Origin of the sequence: Duganella sp. CF458 (assembly GCF_900113115.1) — a bacterium.
In the GTDB taxonomy this organism is placed as follows: domain Bacteria; phylum Pseudomonadota; class Gammaproteobacteria; order Burkholderiales; family Burkholderiaceae_D; genus Rugamonas.
The window spans coordinates 213,265-238,228 of the sequence record NZ_FOOF01000011.1; the positions used below are offsets into that span (position 1 = coordinate 213,265).

Sequence of the window (24,964 nt, forward strand, 5' to 3'; positions counted from 1 at the left end):
TATCGTCTTCGCTGCTTACGGGATCTCCCTCTCGTAAGCAGCACGCACCGCATCCTTGGCGTGTTCCCATGCCATGCGCGACTTGCCCTTCACCGCTTCCCAATCACTTTCCAGCTGGCCTTTCAACTCCTCCCACGTGCCGCGATAGCGCTGGCGCGCGGTGAAGCCGAGCATATAAGCCGGCTCGTAATCGTCGTAATCGAAAGTCGGGTTGAAGTAGGCCTCGTTGCGGTAATGGTCCTGCCAATAGACCCGCTCTTCGCTCGGGTTGAGCAAGGTGCCGATGCCCTGGCCGGCCATGCCGCCGGCGAGCGCACCAATGGCGCCGCCCGCAGCCATGCCGATCGGGCCGGCCGCCGCGCCCGCCGCGATTCCCGCCGCCGCGCCGCCGCCGGCACCGACACCGGTCGCCAAATTGTGGTCGTCTTCATCGTCCTCCAGCTGCGGGTTGACGATTTCCGCCGTGCCCTTGCCAACGAAGGCTCCCGCCACGCCGCCGATCACGGCGCCGGCCACCATGCCGGGCACACCGGCCGGTGAACCGGCGGCAGCGCCGGCCAGCGCTCCGCCGGTGGTGCCGACGCCGACGCCGACCACGTGCTCGCCTTCGCTGTCTTTCCAGGCGCTTTCGATATCGGCCGCGTCGACCGAATCGCGGGTGTTCACGCCCATCAGGATGCCGCCGGAGCGGATGCCTTCTTCATAGTGCTTGAGGCGCTCTTCCGGGATGCCGGCGCCGATCAGGGCACCCACCAGGCCGCCCGCCACACCGCCGGCACCGGCGCCGGCCAGCGCGGCGGCCAGCGGACCGGCCACCACGATGCCCAGGCCCGGCAGCACCAGGGTGGTGCCCATGGCCGCCACGGCAGCGAGGGCGGCGCCGATTGCACCGCCAACACTGGCGCCAATGCCGGCGCCTTCGCCGGCTTTCGAACCGAGTTCCGTATCCGCCTGGCCATGGAAATAGCGCTGGCGGGTCGCGTCGCTCATGACGACATTGATGTCGTCCTTGTCGTAACCGCGGGAAGTGGCGTGTTGCCAGGCACGCTCGGCGCTGTTGCGGTCACGAAACAGGCCGGTCACCATACGGGATTGCTTGTCTGCAGTGTTCATGGGAATTCCCCCTTTTTGCATGAGTCCCGCACAAGATAGGCCGCCGCGCCCCGCAAATCTGTACGTTCGCGCACGGAATGCCGGCCTGCGCATGTCCTACACTGGAAGCATCAACAATAAGGGGGGCGGAAATGAATTTCATTATCTGGATTGTGATTGGCGGCATCCTGGGCTGGCTGGCCAGCCTGGTCATGAAAACGGACGCGCAACAGGGCATGTTCCTCAACGTGGTGGTGGGTATTGTCGGCGCGCTCCTGGGCGGCTGGCTGCTGTCCCCGCTATTCGGGGCAGGCACCATCAATACGGACGATTTCAGCGTGCTGTCGCTGGCTGTATCATTCCTCGGAGCGGTGATCCTGCTGGCGATCGTGAACCTGGTCTTCCGCGGCCGCGTCAGATAGCACAAAAAGGTTCCTCACAGGCCAGCGCCGCGGCGCTGGCTTTTTTTCGCCTTCGCGGAACTTCGGCGCGCAACCATGGTCCAACGCAGCGCCAACAACGAAGGAGACTGCCATGGCACAGGGACCGATGGACTTCGATCGCGTCGGCAGCGTGCCACATGCGCTCGACGAACACAAAGAGCTTACTCGTGAGCAATTCCATGAAATCCTGCGCCGCCTGGACGCGCAGCAAGCCGAAGCGCGGGACATGCGCGAACGCGCGTTGGCGCGCAGCGATGCATTGCATGCTGAACACAGGCGGCGCCACGATGAGTTGGCGGCGCGCATGGACCGAAAATTCGATCGCCAGACAGCCCTGATTCTGACTTCCTGGCTATCGACGATGGCCACCCTGCTCTACCTGCACCTGCGCTGAGCGCACCTTATGCTGCAAAGCAACAGTTCCATCCCCGTCCGAATTTTCTTCAGCTTTCCGCCCTATTTTTGGTGTTGACGCCAGGCGCCGCCATGCCGATACTCTAGGGCGCCCGCGGCAAGCCTCGCAGGCCACCACTACAACCAATTCAAGACCATGAAAAAAACTCTCCTCGCGCTCGCCGTCCTGAGCACCACCTCCGCCGCCTTCGCAGACGAAGGCATGTGGATGCCGCAGCAGCTGCCACAAGTAGCCAAGCAACTGAAGGCCGCCGGCCTGAAGCTGGACCCCGCCTCGCTGACCAAGCTGACCGAGTTCCCGATGAACGCCATCGTGAGCCTGGGCGGCTGCTCCGCGTCCTTCGTGTCGCCGCAAGGCCTGGTCGTGACCAACCACCACTGCGTGTACAACAGCGTGGCCGTCAACTCCACCAAGGAACGCGACCTGCTGGCCAATGGCTTCGTCGCGCACAACTTCGGTGAAGAACTGCCGGCAGCTCCAGGCAGCCGCGTGTACGTGACGAAGGAAGTGCTGAACGTCACCGACAAAATCATCACGCCGGAAGTAGCCAAGCTGCAGGGCAAGGCGCGCGTGGACGCGATCGAGAAGAACCAGAAGGCCCTGGTTGCGGAATGCGAAAAAGATGAAGGCCACCGCTGCACCGTGTCGTCCTTCTACGGCGGCCTGGAGTTCTACCAGATCAAGCAACTGGAAATCCGCGACGTGCGCCTGGTGCACGCCCCGGCAGCCGGCGTCGGCAAGTTCGGCGGCGACACCGACAACTGGATGTGGCCACGCCACACCGGCGACTACGGCTTCTACCGCGCCTACGTCAGCAAGGACGGCAAGGCCGCCGACTACTCCAAGGACAACGTGCCTTACGAGTCCAAGTCCTTCCTGAAGCTGGCCAAGGAAGGCGTGAAGGAAGGCGACTTCGTGATGGTACTGGGCTACCCGGGCCGCACCAACCGCCACCGCCTGCCGTCCGAAGTATCGAACACCTTCGGCTTCGAATACCCGGCCTTCATCCAGAACTCCAACGAGACCCTGGCCATCATCGACCGCGAAACCAAGGGCGACCGCGATGCGGCCCTGAAAGTAGCCGGCCGCGTCGCCAACATCAACAACTACTACAAGAACCGCAAGGGCATGTTGAACAGCTACGAAGGCAGCGATGTCCTCGAGCGCAAGAGCGCCGAACACGCAGCCCTGAAGGCCTGGGTGAATGCCGACGCCAAGCGCAAGGCAAGCTTCGGCGCCGACCTGGAAGCGGTGGAAAAGCTGATCGCCCAGCGCGACGCCGAGAACAAGCGCGACTTCTTCTACGACCGCGCCTCGCCGACCATGCTGACCCAGGCACGCGCCATGCTGCGCCTGGCCAACGAAAGCACCAAGCCCAACGCCGACCGCAAGGCCGGCTACCAGGAACGCGACGTCAAGCGCATCGAGCAAGCAGTGAAAGGCGCCAACAAGACTTACGTGGCCAAGGTCGACAAGGCGATCGTGCTGAATAACCTGAAGCAGTACAACGCGCAGCCGGCGGCCGAACACAACGCGGTATTCGACTCCGTGCTGGGCATCAAGGCCGGCATGAGCGAAGCCGAACTGTCGGCGGCACTGGACAAGCTGTACGCCGGCTCCAAGCTGGAAGACGGCGAATTCCGCGCCTCCTGGCTGGGCAAGAAGCCGGAAGACTTCAAGGCCAGCGACGACGCCTTCATCAAGGCTGCCGTCGCCCTGTACGACGAAGGCCTGAAACAGGAAGCCGCCAACGAAGAACTGGCCGGCAAGATCCAGCAAGCCTACGCCAGCTACATGAAAGCCAAGATCGCCTTCATGAATTCGAAAGGCCAGGCTGTATATCCTGACGCGAACAGCACCCTGCGTGTCACCTTCGGCAAGATCGCTTCGCGTGCCGAAGGCGCAGACGGCACCACTGGCTGGTCCGCCTTCACCACCGTGGCCGGCGTGAAAGCCAAGGCCACCGGCGAAGGCGAATTCAACGCCCCGCAAGCGCAGCTCGACGCGATCAACAAGAAGCAGTTCGGCAAATACGCCGATCCGAAGCTGAAGTCGGTGCCGGTCAACTTCCTGGCCACGCTGGACATCACCGGCGGCAACTCCGGTTCGGCAGCGCTGAACTCGAAAGCCGAGCTGGTAGGCCTGGCCTTCGACGGCACCCTGGACTCGATCATCTCGGACTGGGACTTCAACAAAGCCAAGACCCGCGACATCCAGGTCGACCTGCGCTACATGCTGTGGAACATGAAGTTCATCGACAAGGCCGACAACCTGTTGAAGGAAATGAACGCCGAGTAAGCCAAGCCTTACGGCCCGGCCCAGCCCGTGTCCCACCATGGGGTCACACCCGTTTTGGGACACGGACACATGCACAGGATGGAAGAGCCCGTGTCTCATTTCGGGTGTGACCCCATGGTGGGACACGGGCTCAGCCGTTTGTGAGCTTGAGGCCGGCAATGCTGGCGATGATGGCGGCGATCAGCATCAGCCGCAGCGGCGTGGCGCTTTCGCCGTAGACCACGATACCTACCAGCGCGGCGCCCGCCGCTCCTATCCCCGTAAAGACCGCAAACGCTGTACCGACTGGCAGTTGGCGCAAGGCCATCGTCAACAGCACGATCGCGCCGTTGGCGAACAACAGGCCGGCGAGGCTGGGCCAGAGCCGCGTCCAGCCTTCGGCGTGCTTGAGCGCGACCGCCATGGCGATATCGACCAGCGCTGCGGCCAGCAACAGGCCCCAGGCGGCAATCATGGCTTGGCCGCCGCCAGGCCGCGCTGCACGGCCGCACGCGCGCCGATGCGTTCCACCCAATCCGCCAGCGCCGGGAAATCGGCCAGCGTGATCCCCAGTTCATGGTGCGAGCGTATCCACGGGAAGCTGGCAATATCGGCAATCGTGTATTCGTCGCCGGCCAGGTAAGCCTTGTCGCGCAGACGTTCTTCGAATACGCCCAGCAAGCGCAAAGTCTCGCGGCCATAGCGTTCCAGCGCCTGCTCGTTGCGCGGACTACCCGTCGCGGCGCCATGGCGGAAGAACCACAACTGCCCCAGCATCGGCCCGATGTGGCCCACCTGCATGAACAGCCATTGCAGCGCCACGCTGCGTTCCACCCCGGCAGCCGGCAGCAGCTTGCCCGCCTTGTCGGCCAGGTGGATCAGGATCGCGCCCGATTCGAAGATCGGCGTGGTGTCGTCCACCAGCAGGGGAATCTTGTGGTTCGGGCTCATCACGCTGAATGGCGGCTGGTGCTGCTCGCCCGCGGACAGGTTCACGTGGTGCACCTTGTGCGGCAGGCCCAGTTCTTCCAGCGCGATGGTGATCTTCTGGCCGTTGGGTGTATCGGCGGTGTACAGGGTCAGCATGGTCGGCTCCTTTCGTGTTTTGATGGAGTCCAGTGTATGCTCCGCAAAAACGCATTAGAATTCCCTATAACAGCAGAACGGTTACGCAAATATGCAGAAACTTGACTGGGAAGACTTGCGCTATTTCGCCGCCGTTGCGCGCGGCGGTTCCATCTCGGCCGCGGCGCGCGAACTGGGCGTCAACCACTCCACCGTGCTGCGCCGCCTGGATAGCCTGGAACAGTCGCTCGGCGTGCGCCTGTTCGAGCGCCTGCAATCGGGCTATGTGATGACCGGCGCCGGCGAAACCCTGCGCGGCCGCCTCGGCCCGATTGAAGAAGAAATCGGCAGCGCCCAGCGCGAAGTGGGCGGACTGGATGAAGACCTGCGCGGCAGTATCCGCCTGACCACCACCGACACGCTGGCGCACGGCCTGCTGATGCCCTACCTGCACCGCTTCCAGGAAGCCCACCCGGCCGTGCAGCTGCAACTGGTCGTCAACAACAGCTTCCTCAACCTCACCCAGCGCGAGGCCGACATGGCGCTGCGCCCGTCGAACACCCCGCCCGCCAACCTGGTCGGCCGCAAGGTCGGTGCGCTGGCGAGCGCGCTGTACGCCTCCCACGCCTACCTGCGCCGCGCCGAACGCGAGGGCATCGCGCGCGACGACTGGGCGGCGCACCGCTGGGTGGCGCCGGACGAGAGCTTGTCCCACCTGGCCGCCGCCCAGTGGCTGGCCGAGCGCGTGCCGCCGTCCCAGGTGGCAGTGCGCACCGACAGCCTGGTGACCATGGTCGACGCCGCGCGCAACGGCATGGGCGTGGCGCCCCTGCTTTGCATGCTGGCTGATCGCGAGCGCGCGCTGGAGCAGCTGGCGCCGCCCGATCCGCGTTTCCACACCCAACTCTGGGTGTTGAGCCATCGCGACTTGCGCAACGTCGCGCGCATCAAGGCCCTCAGCCAATTCCTGTACGACGCGCTGCGACAGGACGCACATGTTTTCCCCGCTTGATGTAAATTGTCTGTTTTATAAGGAGCCACACCCATGACCAAGAAAATCGCCCTCATCGTCGGCAGCCTGCGCAAGGATTCGCTGAACCGCAAATTCGCCAACGCCCTGGTGGAAGTGGCGCCGGCCGGGCTGCAATTCGAATTCGTCGACATCGGCGAGCTGCCGCTGTACAACCAGGACCTGGACGACGCCCATACCCCGCCAGCCGCCTGGACCGCTTTCCGCGACCAGCTGCGCGCGGTGGACGGCATCGTCATCGCCACGCCGGAATACAATCGCTCCATGCCGGGTGCGCTGAAGAACGCCATCGACGTCGGTTCGCGTCGTTGGGGCCACAGCATCTGGAACGCGAAACCTGTCGGCGTGATCTCCGCCTCCATCGGCGCGGTGGGCGGCTTCGCCGGCAACCACAACGTGCGCCAGACCATGGTGACCCTGAATGCGCCCGTCATGCCGGGCCCCGAGGTCTACATCGGCAACGGCAGTGCGCTGATCGGCGAAGACGGCAAGGTCAATAACGAAAAGACCAAGGAAGTGCTGGCCGGCTGGGCCGCCGCTTTCGCGAAATGGGTGGAGGCCAATGGCCATAAGGGCTAAGCCCGGGGCCAAGTGGTAAAATCGCTGACCTCCCCCACTGCAGAAGACTGAGATCCAGACCATGCAAGAAATGCTCACGCCTTACGAAAAAGGCAACAAAAACCAGACTACCCTCTGGACCGAGTGCATCGCCTTCTACCAAGAACTGGCACGCCGCTTCCCGAACATCCTGAAATTCGAACAGGCAGCCGTATCGGACGGCGGCATCCCCCTGCATGTGGGCGTGGTCAGCGCCGACGGCGTATTCGACCGCGAACAAATCAAGCGCGAAGGCCGTACGGTCTTCTTCAACAATAACGGCATCCACCCCGGCGAGCCGGAAGGCATCGACTCCTGCATGGCGACGGTGCGCGACCTGTGCTTCAAGCCGGAGCTGCTGGCAAGCCTGGGCAAGACCGTGCTGCTGTTCGTCCCGGTCTACAACGTGGACGGCTGCCTGAATCGCCAGAACACTTCGCGCGCCAACCAGGACGGCCCGGAGCTGTTCGGCTTCCGCGGCAACAGCCGCCACCTGGACCTGAACCGCGACTTTGTCAAATGCGACACATTGAACGCGAAGTTCTTCAACCAGCTGATTACCGCCTGGGACCCGGACGTGATGGTCGACACCCACACCTCCAACGGCGCCGACTACAGCTACACCATGACCCTCATCCACACCCAGTGCGACAAGCTGGGTGGCGAGTTGGGCGAATTCCTGCGCGACACCATGCTGCCGCGGATTTACGATGACATGGCCGCCGCCGGCTGGCCGACCTGCCCTTACGTGAACCCTGTGGTGGAAACCCCGGACGACGGCATCGCCGACTTCCTGGAGACCGCCCGCTTCTCGACCGGCTTCACCGCCCTGCATAACATCATCGGCTTCATGCCGGAGACGCACATGCTGAAGCCCTACGCCGACCGCTATGAGTCGATGCGCGCCCTGGTCGACACCGTGCGCAATTTCACCGTCAAGCACGGCGAACAGATCAAGGCCATGCGCGCCGCCACCAAGGCCGCGCAGCGCAAGCAGAAGGAGTGGGCCGTCACCTGGCGCATGGATGAAGAGAATCCAGGCACCTTCCATTTCAAGGGCTACGAGGCGCAGCGCAGCCCATCCAGGCTGGGCGACTACATCCGCCTGTCCTACGACCGCAGCAAGCCATGGGCGCGCGACATCAAGTGGTTCAACCGCTTCCCTGCCGACGCCGTGATCAAGGCGCCGAAAGCCTACGTCGTGCCGCAGCAATGGCGCGAAGCGATCGAGCGCCTGCAATGGAACGGCGTGCAGATGACCCGCATCGATGCGCCGGCCACCGTGCAGGCCCAGTACTATCACATCAACAGCGTGACCTCGCGCCCGACCGCCTACGAAGGCCATATGTTCCACGACGAGGTGGAAGTCGAAAAGCGCGACGCCACGTTCGAGCTGAGCCCCGGCGACTGGTACATTTCACTGGACCAGGACAACGCGCGCTATGCCGTCGAAACCCTGGAACCGCAAGGCCACGATTCCTTCTTCCGTTGGGGCTTCTTCAACTCCGTGCTGGAGCGCAAGGAGAACATCTCCGACTATGTGTTCGAAGACCTGGCTGCCGACATCCTGGCCGCCGAGCCGGAAACCAAGGCCAGGTTCGACAACTGGAAAGCTGCCAACCCGGCGCTGGTGAAGGACAAGGACGCAGTGCTGCACTTCATCTTCCACAACTGCCAGCGACAGCGCGAGCCTGAATGGCGCCGCTACCCTGTCCTGTCGATTGTGTAAGACGGGGACCATGCACTACGCACTAGACCCCCGCACCTTCTTCTACAGCCATTACTTCCACCTGGGCCTGCGCTTCGGCGCCGGCCTGGTGGGCGTTATTGCGCTGGCCATGTGGCTGACCGACATCCATATCGCGATGTCGATCGGCATCGGCGCGCTGTGCACCGCGCTGATGGACATGCCGAGCCCACTGCGCCACAAGTTCAACGAAATGATGGCATCGGTGCTGCTATGCACCGCCGTCACGCTGCTGATCAGCCTGTGCGGGCCGTATTACTGGTTGCTGATGCCGATGCTGGTGGCGGTGAGCTTCTTCGCCAGCATGATGGTCGTGTATGGCAAGAAGTCGATGCCGCTGCAGTTGGCGACGCTGTTCATCATGACCATGTCGACCGAGCATGTGCTGACGCCGGCGCAGTCGTTCGCGCACGCCGGCCTGTTCATGCTCGGCGCCCTGGCTTACCTGGCCTACGCCATGGGCGTGGCATGGCTGCTGCGCCACCGCATCAAGCAGCAGGTACTGGCGGAAGCGCTGTTCGAACTGGCCGCCTATATCGACATCAAGGCCGATTTCTACGACACGCGCTACAACCTCACGGAACAGTTCAACAAGCTGGTGCGCCACCAGGCCCTGCTGGCCGACCGCCAGCAAGCTTCGCGCGACCTGATCCTGCGCGCCCACAACAACCGCAAGGATGCGGTGGTGGTGCAGATCCACGTCTGCATGCTGGACCTGTACGAACAGGTGCTCGCCACCCACACCGACTACGCAGCCTTGCGCACCCACCTGCTCGATTCACCCGCCCTGCGCACGCTGCACGACCTGGCGTACAAGGCGGCGCGCGATATCGAATCGGTGGCCTACGCCGTCACCCGCAAGCGCGCTTCCTATCCGGAAGTCGACTACACGCCGGAACTGATGGCACTCGAGCAGCAGATCGCCGGCCTGCAGGACGACCTCGACGCCGGCAAGCCGCGCCGCGAGGCCGTCACCGTGCTGCGCGCCCAGCGCAACAAGATCACCGCCATCATCCGCATGATCGGCGAGCTGCACGTGTCGAGCCAGAAGGTGTATGAAGACACGCCGTTCTGGCGCGATATGGACATGCAGCCTTTCCTGTCGCAGCAGAAGTACGAACTGCAGCTCATGGTGTCGCACTTCCGCATGGATTCGCCGGTGTTCCGCTTTGCCCTGCGCGTGTCGATGGCGATCGCCGCCGGGCTGGCGATCGGCGCCATGCTGCCGTATAAGGCGCACAGCTACTGGATCGTGCTGACCATCGTGATCATCCTGAAACCCAGCTTCAGCATGACCAAGCAGCGCCGCTCCGACCGTATCGTCGGCACCGTCATCGGCTGCATCATCACGGCCGTGGTGCTGAAGTTCATGGATCACCCGGCGGCGATCCTGACGGTGCTGGTGCTGTCCTCCATCGCCACGCCGACCTTCATCTACCTGCGCTACCGCTACGCTGCGATCGCGGTGTCGGTGATGATCCTGCTGTGGATGTACCTGGTGGCGCCAAGCAGCAACCTGATCTCCGAACGCCTGGTGGACACCTTCGTCGGCGCCGCGATTGCAACGGCATTCAGCTTCGTGCTGGCAAACTGGGAATACCAATCGCTGCCGCACCTGGTCAAGCTGGTGCTGTCGGTAAACCTGAGCTATATGGAAGCCAGCTTCGACCTGCTGCAAGGGAAGTACCGCAACGACTTCATCTACCGCATCCAGCGCAAGCGCCTGATGGAAACGCTCGCCGCACTCAGCGCAGCGCTGGTGCGCATGCTGGACGAGCCGGAAAGCAAGCAGCGCGCGGCCGAGGACATCAACCTGTTCATCGTGCAGAACTACCTGCTGGTGGCGCACGTGGCCGCGCTGCGCGCGATCCTGCGCCGCCACGTGCGCGATATCCCGAGCGACGCGGTGAACGCCATGCTGGACGCCAGCCACGCCACCGTGTGCCGCACGCTGACAGTCGCCCTGTCGCGCCATACCGGCGCCACGCCGCCGGCGGCTCCGCTGCGCCGCGGGCCGGTGGCCGAGCCGGAAGTAGCCTGGTCCGGCTGGCCCCTGGTGCAGCGACGCATCCGCCTGCTTCAGGCAGATGCGGATAAAATCATCGTTCATAGCGAAGCAATCGTTCGCAACGTTACAAACGGTGATTGAGGAATGGAATGTCGCACTGCCAAAGCTGCGGCGCATGCTGCGCCAGTTTCAGGGTTTCCTTCTACTGGGGCGAAGCCGTCCCGGCACACCTGACAGTTCCCATCACGCCCCACCGTGCCGCCATGCGCGGCACGGAAGCGAAGCCCGTGCGCTGCATCGCCCTTTCCGGCGAGGTGGGCAAGGAAGTCGGCTGCAGTATCTACGCCGAGCGCTCCTCCACCTGTCGCGATTTCACCGAATACACCCCTGAATGCAACAAGGCCCGCGCCATGCACGGTTTACCTGCGTTGCAAAACGGCAGCTGATACCAGGCCAACCGTTGTGATAATTAGCGCATTTCTCCCTGCGCGCAAGGTGTATGCTGGACCACATTGCATTGGACGCGGTGGAGGAATCCAGGATGCGGCAAGAGGTCAACCTGTCTCGGCTACGGGCTTTCTCGCAGCAAGACTGGCGACGCCGCCATTTCCCCCCAGGCCAAGGCATGCTTTGCGCGGCACTTACCTGTTTCTGGCTGGCTGAAAAGCTGGACGCCCATTCCCCCTTATGCCAGATCGAGCAGCCTGCCGCTGCGCTTCTCCGCCACCTTGCGCACCTGCAGTCGCAGAGCTATTACCCGGCCTTCCGGGAAGATTTTGTACCCTGTGACCGCGAATTATCGCTACTGGAAAAGAAGTATGGTTCGCGCGACTGGCAAGCGATACGGCAGCTGGTCGCCGCGCAGTACCAAGGCGACTACGCCCTCTACGACCTGGCGCGGCTATTCCGCTATGAGACGGCCAGCATTACACGCTATACCTGTTTGCCGCAAACCTTCCCCGGCCTGCGCTCGCTGCCGGCCGGAACGGCCGTCATCGGCTTGTTGCGCTATCTCGATAAGGGCAAGCCGCGCGGTCATCGCGTGGCCTACTACCGTGACCGGGAGTACCGCCATCATTTCTTCGATCCGAACCATGGGGAACTCATGGAGTCCGACCATGCCGGTTTTCATCAATGGATGGACCGGTTCCTCCGCACTGCCAGCTATAGGAAATTCGAGCCTTCCGCGAGCGATGCTTTTCTGACGCTCTACCAGCTTCGCAACGTTTCCAGGAACGAGGTGCCCGATCGTGAGCGAGACCAACATCATTTCCTCGCCCTCTGAGGCTTGGGAAGCCGTACGGCCACGGTTTGGCCCGGGCATCGTGCCGCTCCTGCCACGCCGGCGGGGCGACGCCCAAGTTCCACCGTCCTTGCCTGGCGACTGGTCGGAATGGCAGCAACCCTATCGCCATTTCCGCGCCAATCATGTCCTGGACGCGGAATCGTATGCGGCGTTATGCGCGCAGTTCTCGCGGATATTGGACACGACTGCCGGCAAACGCGAGGGAAAGTACAAGATGCGCCCTGCCATGGGCAACAACGATGGCTGGCTATTGGGCCTCACCGATGACCTGGCGGCGTCCTTCGCGCCTTTGTTCACGGAAGCGTGGCTGCGCTCACTGGCCGAACTGCTGGAGCTGAAGTTTTTGCCGCGGATTGAAGGGGCCCTGCATTCCAACCCACAAGGCAGCCGTACGGGCTGGATTCATACCGACTGCTGCTCCGCATGGTTTGATGAAAGCAACAGCACCCCGGAACGGCTGATGCTGCCCCCGCGAGGCCGGTGCAGCTACTTCACCGGCAAGGCCAAGGCGCGCGATGCGCAGCCGGTCGAGTACGTACGCGCGGCAACCATGATCTTCTACCTTTGCAACGATGGCTGGCAACAAGGCGACGGCGGTGAAACCGGCATCTATAACCTCGGCTTTGAAGGCAAGGATACGGTGGAGACACTGATCCCGCCGCTGAACAATTCGCTTTTCCTGTTCGAATGCAGCCCCCATTCGTTCCACCGGTTCGTCACCAACCCCGGGCGCACGCGCAACAGCATCATCCTGTGGCTGCACGCGAGCGTGGAAGATGCGGAAGCACGCTGGGGCAAGGGCATCAACCGCAAGGACCAGCGGTGAAGCCGGTCTGCCTGGTAACGGGCGCGGGAGGAAGGCTTGGCCGGGACCTGTGCCGGGCTTTGCAAGAGGACTACGAAGTGGTGGCCACTTACCGCTCCCGGATGCACAGCCACGGCATGGGAATCCAGGCCGACCTGACGCAGCGTGAAGATATCGCGCGCGTCGTGGAAACAGCCATGGAGCGCCATGGCCGCATCGATGCCCTGGTCAATGCGGCGGCCGATATCGCCTTTCATGGCAGCTTGCGAGAACTCTGGCGTGCCGAAGACGACTATCCGCAGTCGCAGATGCTGCTCAACGCCATTGCACCGATGCAGTTGGCGTCGGCCATTTATCAGTATTGCTGGAAGGGCCAGGCTGCCGAGAACGCGCGCCGCAACCGCTCCATCGTCAACGTGTCCAGCATCTCCGGGCTGTACGTTTTCGAGGAAAGGGGCCAGGCCTTCTATGGCGTATCCAAAGCCGCGCTGAACATGCTGACGCTCTACCTGTCGCTTGAGCTGGCGCCCTTCAGCGTGCGGGTCAATGCAGTCTGCCCGGCCCGGTTCACGGACCCAGCCGCCACCGGCCGCGTCACCAACGCCATTCGCTCCCTGTTAGGCGGCGCTGCGACCGGCACCATCGTGAGCAGCTTCCCCTGATTTCAAAGGCGCGGTTCCGCCGCAGCCCGGGCTCCCGCGATCTGCCCAAATGCCCAGGCCTCGGGATAGTTGCTGCCGATCTGGTACAGGAAGCCGAAGAAAGATCCCAGCTCGCCGGCGGCATACAGCCGCGGGATGACGGCATCGCGATGGTCCAGCACCTGGCCGTGCACATTGCGTTTCGGGCCGCCCTGCGTGTTCACCAGCGACAAGCCCAATTCCACCGCAAAATAAGGCGGGGCACCGAGCGACGCCAGCGTACTGGCGCTGCGGCCGAACTGATGATCATGCCGTTCGCGGCAGCCCAGGTTGAACTGGCGTACCGTCTCTTCCAGCACTTCGGCCGGGGCACCGATCCGGTCGGCCAGCGCCGCCAGGGAATCCGCCTGCATCACCCATCCTGCGGCGATTTCGGCCTGGTTATCGGCACTCCAGTCATAGATCCGGTTCACCAGGGCGTATCCGACCACGCCGCCTCTTTTCTTTCGGAGCATGGCCGCGGTCGGGGCAATCGGGCCGTTGGCCAGGTGGGCATGGTCAAATACCATGAAGGCCGGCAGGTTCGCAAAACGTGCCTTGTCATGGTCGTAGCGCAGGATATCCAATTGCGACTTGCAGTGGCTGAGCAAGCCATCTTCCGCCATGAACCTGCTGCCGCGCCGATTGACAAACATGTAGCTGCCGGCGCGCCGGGTCAGGCCCAAGCCATAACCGATCGCCGTGCCGAACTGGCGGCTGGGCGCACGCGCGCAGAACCTGCCCCATTCAAGCGCATTCATATGCCACAAGGCGGCGCCCGCCTCCGACGCCAGCACAATGCCATCGCCCGTGTTGCCGGGCGAGCCCCACGGGAAGATATAGTCGGTAGCGCCCGGCAGGTTGAAGTTGGCCAGCATCTCGGGATTGCATCCATAGCCGCCGCAAGCCAGGACCACGCCCTGGCGCGCCAGCAATTGCAGGTCCTGTCCCCGGTGCCGCGCCCGCGCCCCCAACACTTCCCCGGTCTCCGGATGCTGGATCAGCGCCTGTACCCGGGTGTCGGGCAGGATCTCGATATTGCGCTGCCTGACCATCCGGTCAAGCAGGCGAAAACCGTTCTCCCCGGTGGGACTGATGTGCATCTGCTTCAGCCGGCCGCTCGCCAATGAAGGAAAGGTGGGAGGGATCGATGGCTCGATCTTGTACTCCACGCCCAGCCGGGACAGCAGGTCGGGAATCCCCATCATCGCCTCGGCAAAGGCAAGGATCATCTCTTCCCCCACCGTGCCGCCGGCAAGCGCCCGGTAGTATGCAATGGCAGCATCCAGGTTCTCCGGCACCACCATGGCCCCGGCACAGACCGCGCTGTTGCCGCCGCCCGCACTGAGCTTTTCCAAGATGAGCACGCGCGCGCCGGCATCATGCGCGGCAATCGCAGCGTTGGCGCCCGCGGCGCCATAGCCGACGATCAAAACGTCGACTTCATAGGCATCCTTCTTGGTTTCTTCACGCACGCAGGAACACCATGTCGTTCAGCACAAACGATGTCACATCGCCGCTATCGGCGTCTTCCTGGAATGCGATGTCCTCGAAACAGAAGGCGCCCGGCCCTTGCTTGTAGCGTAGCTGGCCGACCGGTTGCAGCAAGGACTCGTACGCCGCGCCGTAGCTCAGGTATAGCTGATCTTCGCGACGGATGATCTCGACCTTGCCAAATGCCGCATGCCGATACATGCCGGTGAAATCGCGCCCCGCCGCCTGCGCGCCTGGCCTATTGCGCAAGCGGATCAAACGCTCATAGAACACCTGGCTCCCCAGGGTGATCACGGCGTCGCCTTGGCCCCGGCCCCTGATCCGGAGCATATGCCGGCGGTCTTCGCCATCCAGCATGAAGTACGCGCTTCTGGAATACGGGTGCAGCCGGATGTGACGCTCATCGCGCAGCAGGACATTGCCATCGAAGCGCACCATGCCCCGGCGGTTCCCGGCAAGAATACTGCAGCGTTCATCATACCGGCCGAAACGGGGCAAGCCGCCCCCACCCATACTTTCGCGGCAAGCCAAGTAGAGCATGTCTCTCAGCTCGTCGTTGCATGCGGCTTGATTGCACAGCGCGACACCGACCAGTCCCTGTGCGGGTATCGCCAGCATGAATCCCGAATACCCGGAATTACTCGCCGCAAAATAGTAAAAAGGCACGCCACCCGCCTCCTCCATGAACATGCCGAGGCAGCTACTGTAGCCGGGGCGCACCTGGTGGTGGTGTGAAAACATTTGCGCGGCACCGTGATCCCTTGTATCCAGGAGGCTGATCAGCCAACGGAGATAGTCGTCCGCGGTCGCGATCACGCCCCCCGCCGTGTCAAGCATAGGAATATGGGGGCACGGCTCGGAAGCTTCGGCCAGATCGGCGGCGCCGAAGTACCAGCCCTTCCAATATCCGGTGGCGAGCGTGCCGCGCAAACGCACTTCGTCAGCCGGGAACCCACTGGCCTGCATGCCAAGCGGCGCGAAGATCGCCTTCGCGATGAGCGCGGGAGCGGTATCGCCCGAGATGCGTTCGATTACCTTGCCTAACAAGTAGTAGCCCCAGTTCGAATACTTGAAGTGCCGCCCCGGCTCGAACAGCAGCTGCGATGCCAGGATGCGCTGCAGCGTCGCTGCATCCGAATACCCATGCACACAATATGGCCCCCGGGCCAGGCCGGAGGTATGACCCAGTAAATGGGAAACCGTGAAGGCCTGGAACTCCGGTCGCGCTGCCAGTTCCGGAATCAGCACCGCGACAGATTCGTCGAGGGCCAGCCGGCCCTGTCGCGCCAACTGCAACACGGCGTGGGCAACAATGGGCTTGGTCAGGCAGCCCAGCCGGAACCGATGCCCGGACAGCAGGTCGGCACCAGTGACCAGGTCACTGACGCCGAGCTCGGACTGGAACAGGAGCTTGCCATGCTGGGCGACACGCATGCTGAGCCCCGGGATCTGCCGTATCCGCATCCTGCGCTGCAGCTCGTCGAGCACGTTCAGCCGCTGAAGTTGATTTGCGCAGCCTCGATCAATGGTGTGGAACCGCAAATGAAAGGCGGCGTCCCATTATTGAGAGTCACGCCTGAAACCGTGTAGGTATCCATGTATTGCGCCATTTGCAGAACGGTGCTCATTCCTATCAGGGTATGCTTCAACTGTATCTGGCTGGTGCCCGGCCACGCTTTCGCGAACGCTGTCGAAGAGGTAACGCTATCGGGCTTGTTATTCTGCAGCCAGGTCTGCAACTCGATGACCAGGTTGGTCTGGATAATGCCAACACCATTCGCATCGGCACCCTTGTAATCGAAGGATTGCATTTGTTGGATGACGTGCTTCCACCAGTCGGTAGGCGCATTCGGGTCTTTCTGCTTGTCGGCCTTTACCGCCTTCAGGATCTCCATCACGCCCGCATTGACACCGGCCATCAAGCCGGCGATGCCCAACTGCTTGAGTGCCTCGGTGAAGAATGCCTTGGCCGTGGCAGACGCACCGCCACCGGGACTAGGCTCAGGTTCGGGTTCCGGCTCAGGTTCCGGTTCCGGTTCCGGCTCCGGCCCGCCGCCTTCGATTTTCCAGAGGCTGTCGCCATGCTGGTCGGCGGCAAACATCGCATGCTCTTCGTTGACGGCTTCGAATTCCTCAAACTGGTCATTCCGTGCTTTCATATTTTCCTCCTTGGTTATAGGACGCTCAAATACAAGCTCGCCGAATTAATCAGTGCTACTTTCCTAGCCGCTCCTGCAGGAGCGACTTCAACGATTCTCCCAGCCTGCGGTCCGCTGCCGCCCGCCGCCTGGCCATGCTTTCGGCAACAGGGCTCGGCGCATCGTAGCCTTTGTCGCCGTTCATTTTGAAAAGACGGTTGGCCTCCCAGAAAACGTACTCGCCGCTGCGGGTTATTGAGTAATCGAGTGCGGTGACGTCGCTTCCACTGGCCCTGCCAGCGCGCACCAGGAGTCCGGCATCGGCCTCGCTGCCAGCCGTACTACATCCCTTGGCATGTCCGGAACCACCGGTCGACTCGGACGAAGCGAAGTTAACCAGCCAATGCGGCCCCTTCGTTTTATGCCGCACAATCACCTTGCTGCCCACGACATAGGCGCGGTATTTGTGGAACATCCCCTCCGCATCCGCAACATCGATAAACTCGATGGCGAGATTGGGCGGCGGCAGCTCCCTGCCGCCCGATAGAAGAAATCGCGCACGCGTTGCGTCCACCAGCGCACGCGCCTCGTCGGCGCTATGCACCAGTTGCATTTGCTGCCCCTGGTGAATTCCATCGACGCGCAGGATCAGCGGGTAGGCCAGTTCGATCTCTTCCACGCTTGAGAACTTCTGACAGCGCGGGCAATGCACGCCTGCTTCGCGAAACCTGTTCAATGTCGTCGAATGGCGCACATCCCATCCGCGCTGGATGCTGTTGATGACCGGGATTCGATGCGTGCGGCACGCTTCTTCGAACGCCATCGCGTGATAGACGAAGTCGTTGCTGCGATGGCGGTAGCTCCAGAACACGACAGCTTTCACCTGCTGTGTATCCAGTTCGACACGCCCGCTCCAGGGCTGATGCAAGGACCATGACAGTCCTGACGTCTCCAGTGCCCAGATCAGTTGCCGGGCACCGCCGAACTCCGCAAAGCTTTCCACCGTCGCGTCAGAGGACACCACAACGACCTCGCTTTGCAAGCGGCGGGCAGCGACGCCCGATGGCGCCTGCAACTGCCGTCTCTCCGGTTCGGACACCTCGAGCAAGATCTCCGCGATCCCGCAGAACGGCGACATGACGGGCCGATTGGCAGACCAGATCTCGCAATAGCGGCATTTCTGCGGCCAGCTCATATGGCCGGCCTGCGCCAATCCGTTTCTTAGCTCCTGATGGTGTTGCCGCCAGCGCGGCCAGGCTATCAGCAGCTTCACCTGCCAGGGTTCGCGGCGACGCGCCTCCCGCCAGGCTTGCAGGGTTTCCCTGCATTCGGCGTCGGACCACCCCGGATGCGCGTCAAAGAGACGTCCGAGCAGCCCCCACAGGTCGCTGTCGGATCGCTGCTGCCAGGCGAGTGCCATGTCCTTAGGCATGCGGCGATCCCCCTTCCGATACGCCGCGCCGCACCACGATCCTGTCGTCAACCGGGAAGGAAACCAGGCGGCCATTGGTCCCCAACGGCAAGCCAACGTAATCCTTTACGAAGTCGGCGGGGAGCGACAGCTGCAAGCCACACTCTTCCGAGCATACGTAGTTGAGCATTTCGACCATCACGCGCAGCGAATACACGCGGCCGGTGCAGGAGCGCTTGCCAAGACCGAACGGCATGAACTTGCATCCCTTGACCGCATCCGCCACTTCAAAGCGCTCAGGGCGGAACACATCGGCATCCGGCCAGACCTGTTCATTGCGATGCAGGCCGAACACCGACACCATGAAATCCGTCACCGTGTCCTTGGATCGATCGCTCTTCTCCCAGATGCCCTTTTCCTCATAGCCGAACTGGCGGAATGGCGGGAACAGGCGCAGCACCTCGTTGACGAAATGCTTAGCCAGCTCCTGGTCGGAGCGGATACGCGTGACGTATTCCGGACGGGCCGCGAGGCATAGCAGCATGGAACTCATCGCAGCGGACAAGGCGTATGAAGACACCAGCATGCTGGTCAACTCCCCCCGGAACTGCGCCTTGGAGATTTTTCCACTCTGCTTCATGTCGATCAAATGGGCATACCAGCTGGCTGGTTTAGGCGTCGCAAATTCAAACACCATTTGCTCGAGCTTTATCGCAATCTTGCGGGTGTAATGATCCTTCTTGAAGAATGCCCAATCGATGACGTTCCGCATCAGGCCCAGCCCCGGAAACTGCATGCCTATCGCATACATCACGCCGTCCAGGTGCATCGGCCGGGAGCCGGGTTGAAAGTCTATGGTCCTGATATGTTCTTCCAGGGCACGCAACACGTTTGCACCAAGCAGGTTGGATAAGAGACTGAGATACACCGCAGGAATCAGTTGGCGCGACAGATGCAATTCGCCGCTGCCGCCTGGCTTGAAGACCTGTTTCACAAGATCTTTCGCGATACCGGAATAGCTCTCAGGGCTGGGCAGGCATGCGAGAAAGACGCTTCTCAGTTGATGCGCATGCTCATCGTCGCTGACGACAATCGAATGATGGCTAAGATGAAAGCGGCTCAGCATATCGCGCGTCAATTGCGAACGCGTGACTTTTGCGCCCTGCAGAAATTCCTTTACCCGCTGCGGATCGGCACTGTATTCCAGACGATTTCTGATCCATGGGAGGCTGTAGACGTGATCAGTCCCCTTCCATTGGAATCTGTCCAGTAGTGATCGAAACATCGAGCTATCCCCTTTGGCGGTGGAATGAGCACTGCACGAGCGCTGCTGCCACGGGGCGCACACGCCCCGTTCTCGCAATACATCCTTACATGTCGATTGCCTGAGAGTGCTTTCGCTTGAGGATGCCGAGCCGGACAGACTGATAGGACAGGCCGGCGAACAAGGCCGTCTTGAGAAGACCGTAGCGCATCCAATACGGCAGCCAGGTTTGGCCGACGCCATGCAGGCCGTAGCTGTAGACCCGGTCCACCATCCGCACGTCGGCATAGTGGGTAATCTTCTTGTTGACCAGGCTGGCCGTGGCAAAGGTGTAGAGGTCCTTGGCCAGATCGTATTCGCCCAGCTTCACCAGGGCGGTGATTTTGCGGATATGGTCGCGCCAGAATACGGCCCATTCTTCCTTATCGCATCGCGCAACGATCTCGGGAGCGATCTCGTAATACAGATCAACGGCGGAAAGTTCTTTCTTGCTCTTCATCTCATGATCGCGGAGATATCGTGCAAGTTGCAATGGCTCGCAATCATCCGGCAAGCCTTGGGCTTCGACCGTGGCGGTCGTTAGAAAGCACGCCCGGCTTGGGTCGGGCTTGATTTCGTTCGGCTGTTTTTCATTCGCTTTCTCATTCATATTTCATTCCTCCAGGTGATTACTGTTTGGATTGATACGAAATCTGCAGCCTCGCTGTGGTTGGGACAATACCTCCCGTCGACCGCGCGCCACGTGAATGCTGGCCTGTCAGCTAATTGAAATGCGAATTGATTCTAGACCCATTTAACACGCCGAAATCTAACAAATTATTTCGAATAAAGCACAATCGAAACTTGTCGATTGGAGGTTGCCATGCGCCGCGTCAGGGCAGGTTTGGTGCGAGATGGAGCTTGCGTCCCTTCACATCAAACACAACGCGATGACTGCGGAAAAACGGCGCGCCAAGGATCCCGTCGAACGCTGCGCCATCGAGCTTGATGCGGTGAATTTTCATGTCGAAGTTGAGCCTTCCACTCAGATCGCGCAGCTCGCAAGCGAGGCTCGTATTGCACGCAACGCCGTGCTTGAGCAGGTTCAGTTGCGAACCGGTGTCCAGCAAAAACTTCAGGTGCTTGCCTTCCGCCGTCAGCGTTACCAAAGGGCCTTCGCTGCCGTATTGGAGATCCAGCGTGCGCCATTCCGGCAGGCCAAGCTGCGCCGCAGCCTCCGGTTCGAGAATCGACATGGTGCGGCGCTTGTAGTCGAACATCAGCGGGAAATTGGTGAAGGCTTCGAGGCCGATCGCGCCACCTTCGCGCGCGCGCGCCAGTTCCAGGTCCGAGCCTTCCGCGGCACCGGCGGATCGCGCATGAACCTGGCCCCGCACCGGAGCGAGCAGCGTCGATCCCACGATAAGCCTTTCCGCAACGATGATCGGCACTTCGTAGGCCTGGCCCTGGAAGTCCTGGAACTTTTTCCTTTCATCCGTCACCTTGACCGAGCCCGCAGCCGCAATGACGGTGGCAGGAAGCGATACGCCAAGCCGCGCACGTGAATTGAACATGACGCGGCTGGAGGCCGCGCCGACCGTGATGTCCACGAATGGAATACCGCTCACCAATTCGAGCGGAACCACGTCGGGTGCCGCGACGGCGGCTTGGCTGAATGCGGCGGCAAGTATGAGGCTGGAGAAAATACGCACTGTGAAAAATCCTAAACTTCGGTGGATGGCAGGAAGCAGACCCGGTTGCGACCGGATTCCTTGGCGCGGTAAAGCAGCGCGTCGGCTTTCCGCAGCATCGTTTCTGCGCTGCCGGCTGCGATGTCGGCGTAGACGCCCATGCTCATGGTGACCTTGAGCCCTGGATGGACTTCATGCCACGGGAATGACTCGATCAGCGTGCGCAGCTTGTCGCACAAGGCGACGGCTTGCGGGCCCGCGGTTTCGGGAAAGGCCATCACGAACTCTTCGCCGCCATAGCGGGCAACCAGGTCGGACAGGCGCATGTGCTTGCGCAGGATACTTCCGACATGGCGCAGCACGGTGTCGCCGGTGGCGTGCGAATACGTGTCGTTGATCTTCTTGAAGTGGTCGATGTCGCAAATCACCAGCGCCAGCGGGCGTTTATGCCGCACGGCCTGGTTGAACAGGGAGTTCGCCTGTTCATCGAAATGGCGGCGGTTGTAGAGCTGCGTGAGGGCGTCGCGGATACTGAGTTCGCGCAGTTGCTCCGCCTGCTCGAGGATGGTGGCATGCGAGGTGTTGAGTTCTTCGTGGCTTTGCGCGAGCTGGGCGCTCATGGCATTGAAGGCGGTCGCCAGGGCGGCTACTTCGTCCCTTCCCTGCACTGCCACTTCCTGCCGCAGCTCACCCTGTTGCATGCGCTTTACAGCCCCGGTGAGGCCACTCAAGCTACGCGACAAGCCGCGGCTTAGCAGCACCCCTAGCAGCGTTGCCAATCCGGCTGCGGCGGCGATGCCCCATAACAGCGAGTTATACAGGGCAGCCAGGTATTTCTGTTCCTGCGGAGTCGCTGCCAGCGTGCCTTCCGAAGACATATAGGCGACTGTCTGGTTCTTCACCACGATGGCACGCGCGGATGCGCGCAGGTTTTCTGGCAACGCTTCGCCATAGCGGAACTGACCGCCGCCAAGCAGGACGCGGTAGCCCGCGTCGGTCAGGATGAAACGGAACGGAGGCGGGCCTTCGCGGCGCGGTGGCGGCGGACGGTCGGCTTCCATGTCCGGTGTGCGTGCCCGGTGCCGGACCGCGGGCAAAGTGGGATCGGGAGGAGCATCCCGGTAGTCGGCTGGAGGAAAGCCGCCGTCCGGTGGCGGAGTGCCGCTGCTGCGGCGCGCGGCAGGCAGGGTCGGGTCGGGCGGAGGTCCGCCGCCTTGGCGCGGCACGTAGACACCCTCGCGCGGCGGCGCATTTCGAGCCTGGTTGTTGAGGCGCGGCGGCATACGCTCAAGCATTTCGCTGGGCAACTCTGCGCCGGACTGGCGCTCGCCCTCCTGCCGCCGCACGAAACGGTCGAAGGATTCCGTCGCGATCGCGCTCTGCCAGTCGCCGTATTCAGCCAGGTAGGCCGTCATATAGGTATGGAAGTGCTCGGCCGCCTGCTGCCGGCGCAGGGAGTCGACCTTGTAATTGACGCTGACGTAGGCCACTCCGCCCACCAGCGCCACCGAACCAAGCCCTGTCGCCAACAGGGCTGCCATCATCTTGTACCGCAAACGCATCGTCTAGCCTACTCGCCCAGGTATCGTCCAAACCATTCGATCGTGCGCTTGCGCAGGTCGCGCTGGTGTTCCGGCTCGCGGATGCCGTGACCTTCGCCTTCGTAGATCACCAGCGAGGTAGGCACGCCCATCGCCTTCAAGCCATGCCAGAACTCCATCGACTGCGCCGGCGGGCATTCAACGTCGCGCTCGCCGACATACACCAGCGTTGGCGTACGTGCCACCTTGATCGATTCGATCGGCGACAGTTGGCGGTAGATCGCGGGGTCGTCATAGGCGGATGCGCCGAAGAATGGAATCATCCACTGGTCGATGCCGTTCTGCCCGTAGTAGGAAATCCAGTTCGCGATGCCTGCGCCGGCAACGGCTGCCTTGAAGCGCTGCGAGTGCGTCACGCCCCACATGGTCATGAAGCCGCCGTAGGAATGGCCCATGAGGCCCATGCGGTTGGTATCGACCGGCGCCGCGGCGGTCACCGCATCAACGCCGGTGAGAATGTCGCGCAAGTCGCCGCCGCCGAAATCGCGGCGGTTGGCGCGGGCGAAATCCTGGCCCTGGCCAAAGCTGCCGCGCGGGTTCGGCAGGAACACGAAATAGCCATGCTCCACCAGCTCGCGCACCAACGGGTTGCCCTGTTCGCCCGGCGAGATGTAACGCGGCGAAGCGGCTGCAGCCGGGCCGCCATGCACCTGCACGATCATCGGGTATTTCCTGCCCGGGACGGTGGTGCGCGGGCCGATCAGCCAGCCCTGTACATCGAAGCCCTCGTTGTTCCAGCTGATGTTCTGCACCGAGACCTGCGGCGCGAGGTGGGCGTTGTCGTCGGTGATGGCGCGCATGGCGCCAAGCGGGCCGGCCACGATGGCGGGAGCGTGTTCGAAGTCTTCCTGCAGCGCAGCGGCCCGGCTGCCGTCCGCACTGAACGACATACGGCCGTCGCCCGCGCCGGTCGATGCGGCGACGGAACGCACTATCGTGCTGCGGCCATTCATGTCCAGCGACAGCACGTTCGATTTTTCTTCCATCAGCGCAGTGCCCATCAAGCCGTTGCCGCGCCAGGCCAAGGTATTGAAGGTGCCTTTGAATCCCGGCGTCAGGTTGACCGGCTCGCCACCGGCCAGCGGCACGATGTAGACGTCGCCGCCGACCGAACCGAAGTCGCTCATCAAGCCGCCGATGAAGGCCACGGTGCGGCCATCGGGCGAGACGCGCGGCATGTTCAGCTGGGTGGCGGGGCTGGCCACGATACGCAGCGCGCCGCTGCCGGCATCGACGTGGGACAGCTTGGCCACCCACCAGTTGTTGTCGCCATTGCCCTTGGCGCTGGTGGCGATAAAGCCTTTGCCGTCCGGCGTCCAGTCGTATTCGTAGATGAAGGTGTCGGCAGGCGATACGAGCCTGAGGAAGCCGCCGGCGGCAGGAATGGTGGCGATGCGCTGCGCATCCTCCTCCGCGCCGATCTCGCCAACCAGGCGCGCGCCGGCTGCAGTGGCGCCGGTCTCTTTCTTCGCACCGACTGTGGCCAGCAGCGACAACGTGCGGCCGTCAGGCGACCAGCGCGCGCTGCCGGCGACGCCCTGGACGGTGGCCAGGGCACGCGCCTTGCCGCCGCTTGCGACATACAGCCATGCCGAGGCGGCGCGCTTGTCGCTGGCGACGAAGGCCAGCGCCTTGCCGTCCGGCGACCAGGATGGCTTGTCATAACTGCATGTGGAACAGGGATCGAATTCGGCGGCGATGGTGCCGGTCGAGGCATCCCGAACGACAATGGTCGGATGCGGGCGCTTGCCGTTGCCGGCGTCGATGGATTCCAGCGACACTACGCGGTCGCCGGCCGGGGAGATGGCGACCGAGCGGTAGTCGCGGATGGCGGAGCCGGGAGACCCGGCCTGGGCAACCGCCCCAGAGATTATGGCCGTAGCCAGGAATGCTGTGCGGGCGATTGCTTTGACCTGCATGG

At 62.6% G+C, this 24,964-nt stretch carries 23 protein-coding genes; 11 read left to right on the top strand and 12 right to left on the bottom strand.

From position 1 onward, the window contains the following. Positions 1-15 precede the first annotated feature (15 nt). On the bottom strand, positions 16-1,113 hold the full coding sequence (locus BM269_RS18540; protein ID WP_090440105.1) for a hypothetical protein: 1,098 nt from the start codon (positions 1,111-1,113) through the stop codon (positions 16-18). Between the two features lie 131 nt (positions 1,114-1,244). Here BM269_RS18540 and BM269_RS18545 point away from each other — a divergent pair, with 131 nt between their 5' ends. The 3 genes from BM269_RS18545 to BM269_RS18555 all read left to right on the top strand — a co-directional run bounded on the left by BM269_RS18545 (position 1,245) and on the right by BM269_RS18555 (position 4,248). Further along, positions 1,245-1,514: a GlsB/YeaQ/YmgE family stress response membrane protein gene (locus BM269_RS18545; protein ID WP_055934298.1), complete on the top strand. Its 270-nt coding sequence runs from the start codon at positions 1,245-1,247 to the stop codon at positions 1,512-1,514. A gap of 112 nt (positions 1,515-1,626) precedes the next feature. Next, entirely contained in the window at positions 1,627-1,929 is a 303-nt protein-coding gene (locus tag BM269_RS18550) for a hypothetical protein (RefSeq protein WP_090440108.1), read from the top strand. Between the two features lie 156 nt (positions 1,930-2,085). Beyond that, positions 2,086-4,248 carry a S46 family peptidase gene (locus BM269_RS18555; protein ID WP_090440111.1) on the top strand — a complete coding sequence of 721 codons (2,163 nt, stop codon included), beginning with the start codon at positions 2,086-2,088 and terminating at the stop codon, positions 4,246-4,248. Between the two features lie 130 nt (positions 4,249-4,378). Here the strand turns inward: BM269_RS18555 and BM269_RS18560 are convergent, their stop codons facing one another. Together BM269_RS18560 and BM269_RS18565 are read right to left on the bottom strand one after the other, a co-directional pair. Continuing rightward, a complete protein-coding gene (locus tag BM269_RS18560) occupies positions 4,379-4,702 on the bottom strand; it encodes a DMT family transporter (RefSeq protein ID WP_090440114.1) in 324 nt (107 codons plus the stop codon). Further along, positions 4,699-5,313 (bottom strand): glutathione S-transferase family protein, encoded by a 615-nt coding sequence (locus tag BM269_RS18565; protein WP_090440118.1) that lies wholly within the window; start codon positions 5,311-5,313, stop codon positions 4,699-4,701. Before BM269_RS18565 ends, BM269_RS18560 begins: the two co-directional genes overlap by 4 nt. Positions 5,314-5,404: 91 nt before the next feature. Here BM269_RS18565 and BM269_RS18570 point away from each other — a divergent pair, with 91 nt between their 5' ends. The 8 genes from BM269_RS18570 to BM269_RS18605 all read left to right on the top strand — a co-directional run bounded on the left by BM269_RS18570 (position 5,405) and on the right by BM269_RS18605 (position 13,447). Beyond that, on the top strand, positions 5,405-6,304 hold the full coding sequence (locus tag BM269_RS18570) for a LysR family transcriptional regulator (RefSeq protein WP_090440120.1): 900 nt from the start codon (positions 5,405-5,407) through the stop codon (positions 6,302-6,304). Positions 6,305-6,337: 33 nt separating this feature from the next. After that, complete coding sequence (locus BM269_RS18575; protein WP_090440123.1) at positions 6,338-6,901, top strand: NADPH-dependent FMN reductase; 564 nt, start codon at positions 6,338-6,340, stop codon at positions 6,899-6,901. Positions 6,902-6,971: 70 nt separating this feature from the next. Then, positions 6,972-8,648: a M14 family zinc carboxypeptidase gene (locus BM269_RS18580; RefSeq protein ID WP_090440275.1), complete on the top strand. Its 1,677-nt coding sequence runs from the start codon at positions 6,972-6,974 to the stop codon at positions 8,646-8,648. Positions 8,649-8,658: 10 nt separating this feature from the next. After that, complete coding sequence (locus BM269_RS18585; RefSeq protein ID WP_090440126.1) at positions 8,659-10,815, top strand: FUSC family protein; 2,157 nt, start codon at positions 8,659-8,661, stop codon at positions 10,813-10,815. An 8-nt stretch (positions 10,816-10,823) separates the two neighbouring features. Then, a complete protein-coding gene (locus BM269_RS18590; RefSeq protein ID WP_090440129.1) occupies positions 10,824-11,120 on the top strand; it encodes a YkgJ family cysteine cluster protein in 297 nt (98 codons plus the stop codon). Between the two features lie 53 nt (positions 11,121-11,173). Beyond that, complete coding sequence (locus tag BM269_RS18595) at positions 11,174-11,959, top strand: YopT-type cysteine protease domain-containing protein (RefSeq protein WP_090440132.1); 786 nt, start codon at positions 11,174-11,176, stop codon at positions 11,957-11,959. Then, positions 11,925-12,806, top strand: a complete 882-nt coding sequence (locus BM269_RS18600) for a 2OG-Fe(II) oxygenase family protein (RefSeq protein ID WP_139232793.1) — start codon at positions 11,925-11,927, stop codon at positions 12,804-12,806. Before BM269_RS18595 ends, BM269_RS18600 begins: the two co-directional genes overlap by 35 nt. Beyond that, on the top strand, positions 12,803-13,447 hold the full coding sequence (locus BM269_RS18605; protein WP_170860421.1) for an SDR family NAD(P)-dependent oxidoreductase: 645 nt from the start codon (positions 12,803-12,805) through the stop codon (positions 13,445-13,447). Before BM269_RS18600 ends, BM269_RS18605 begins: the two co-directional genes overlap by 4 nt. A 2-nt stretch (positions 13,448-13,449) precedes the next feature. On the opposite strand, the gene BM269_RS18610 is transcribed toward BM269_RS18605, so the two are convergent. The 9 genes from BM269_RS18610 to BM269_RS18650 form a co-directional block, all read right to left on the bottom strand. Continuing rightward, entirely contained in the window at positions 13,450-14,940 is a 1,491-nt protein-coding gene (locus tag BM269_RS18610; protein WP_090440141.1) for an FAD-dependent oxidoreductase, read from the bottom strand. Beyond that, complete coding sequence (locus BM269_RS18615) at positions 14,933-16,447, bottom strand: serine hydrolase domain-containing protein (protein WP_090440144.1); 1,515 nt, start codon at positions 16,445-16,447, stop codon at positions 14,933-14,935. Before BM269_RS18615 ends, BM269_RS18610 begins: the two co-directional genes overlap by 8 nt. Positions 16,448-16,449: 2 nt before the next feature. Next, on the bottom strand, positions 16,450-17,118 hold the full coding sequence (locus BM269_RS18620) for a hypothetical protein (protein ID WP_090440147.1): 669 nt from the start codon (positions 17,116-17,118) through the stop codon (positions 16,450-16,452). 55 nt (positions 17,119-17,173) lie between these two features. Next, a complete protein-coding gene (locus BM269_RS18625; RefSeq protein WP_090440150.1) occupies positions 17,174-18,529 on the bottom strand; it encodes an ATP-grasp domain-containing protein in 1,356 nt (451 codons plus the stop codon). Next, entirely contained in the window at positions 18,522-19,793 is a 1,272-nt protein-coding gene (locus tag BM269_RS18630) for a cytochrome P450 (RefSeq protein ID WP_170860422.1), read from the bottom strand. Before BM269_RS18630 ends, BM269_RS18625 begins: the two co-directional genes overlap by 8 nt. 85 nt (positions 19,794-19,878) lie before the next feature. Next, positions 19,879-20,421, bottom strand: a complete 543-nt coding sequence (locus BM269_RS29480; protein WP_170860423.1) for a hypothetical protein — start codon at positions 20,419-20,421, stop codon at positions 19,879-19,881. A 223-nt stretch (positions 20,422-20,644) separates the two neighbouring features. Then, positions 20,645-21,463 carry a hypothetical protein gene (locus BM269_RS18640; RefSeq protein WP_090440160.1) on the bottom strand — a complete coding sequence of 273 codons (819 nt, stop codon included), beginning with the start codon at positions 21,461-21,463 and terminating at the stop codon, positions 20,645-20,647. A gap of 11 nt (positions 21,464-21,474) precedes the next feature. Next, positions 21,475-23,004, bottom strand: coding sequence for a diguanylate cyclase (locus BM269_RS18645; RefSeq protein WP_090440163.1), 1,530 nt, complete (start codon positions 23,002-23,004; stop codon positions 21,475-21,477). A gap of 8 nt (positions 23,005-23,012) precedes the next feature. Then, positions 23,013-24,962: a S9 family peptidase gene (locus BM269_RS18650; RefSeq protein WP_090440165.1), complete on the bottom strand. Its 1,950-nt coding sequence runs from the start codon at positions 24,960-24,962 to the stop codon at positions 23,013-23,015. Positions 24,963-24,964 lie beyond the last annotated feature (2 nt).

Bases quoted from the DNA above. Each gene is read 5' to 3' on its own strand.
- BM269_RS18565 (WP_090440118.1), bottom strand. From the start codon at position 5,313: ATGCTGACCCTGTACACCGCCGATACACCCAACGGCCAGAAGATCACC.
- BM269_RS18555 (WP_090440111.1), top strand. From the start codon at position 2,086: ATGAAAAAAACTCTCCTCGCGCTCGCCGTCCTGAGCACCACCTCCGCC.
- BM269_RS29480 (WP_170860423.1), bottom strand. From the start codon at position 20,421: ATGAATGAGAAAGCGAATGAAAAACAGCCGAACGAAATCAAGCCCGAC.
- BM269_RS18570 (WP_090440120.1), top strand. From the start codon at position 5,405: ATGCAGAAACTTGACTGGGAAGACTTGCGCTATTTCGCCGCCGTTGCG.
- BM269_RS18595 (WP_090440132.1), top strand. From the start codon at position 11,174: ATGCTGGACCACATTGCATTGGACGCGGTGGAGGAATCCAGGATGCGG.
- BM269_RS18625 (WP_090440150.1), bottom strand. From the start codon at position 18,529: ATGCCTAAGGACATGGCACTCGCCTGGCAGCAGCGATCCGACAGCGAC.
- BM269_RS18645 (WP_090440163.1), bottom strand. From the start codon at position 23,004: ATGCGTTTGCGGTACAAGATGATGGCAGCCCTGTTGGCGACAGGGCTT.
- BM269_RS18540 (WP_090440105.1), bottom strand. From the start codon at position 1,113: ATGAACACTGCAGACAAGCAATCCCGTATGGTGACCGGCCTGTTTCGT.
- BM269_RS18575 (WP_090440123.1), top strand. From the start codon at position 6,338: ATGACCAAGAAAATCGCCCTCATCGTCGGCAGCCTGCGCAAGGATTCG.
- BM269_RS18550 (WP_090440108.1), top strand. From the start codon at position 1,627: ATGGCACAGGGACCGATGGACTTCGATCGCGTCGGCAGCGTGCCACAT.
- BM269_RS18630 (WP_170860422.1), bottom strand. From the start codon at position 19,793: ATGTTTCGATCACTACTGGACAGATTCCAATGGAAGGGGACTGATCAC.
- BM269_RS18590 (WP_090440129.1), top strand. From the start codon at position 10,824: ATGTCGCACTGCCAAAGCTGCGGCGCATGCTGCGCCAGTTTCAGGGTT.
- BM269_RS18580 (WP_090440275.1), top strand. From the start codon at position 6,972: ATGCTCACGCCTTACGAAAAAGGCAACAAAAACCAGACTACCCTCTGG.
- BM269_RS18560 (WP_090440114.1), bottom strand. From the start codon at position 4,702: ATGATTGCCGCCTGGGGCCTGTTGCTGGCCGCAGCGCTGGTCGATATC.
- BM269_RS18620 (WP_090440147.1), bottom strand. From the start codon at position 17,118: ATGAAAGCACGGAATGACCAGTTTGAGGAATTCGAAGCCGTCAACGAA.
- BM269_RS18545 (WP_055934298.1), top strand. From the start codon at position 1,245: ATGAATTTCATTATCTGGATTGTGATTGGCGGCATCCTGGGCTGGCTG.
- BM269_RS18650 (WP_090440165.1), bottom strand. From the start codon at position 24,962: ATGCAGGTCAAAGCAATCGCCCGCACAGCATTCCTGGCTACGGCCATA.
- BM269_RS18585 (WP_090440126.1), top strand. From the start codon at position 8,659: ATGCACTACGCACTAGACCCCCGCACCTTCTTCTACAGCCATTACTTC.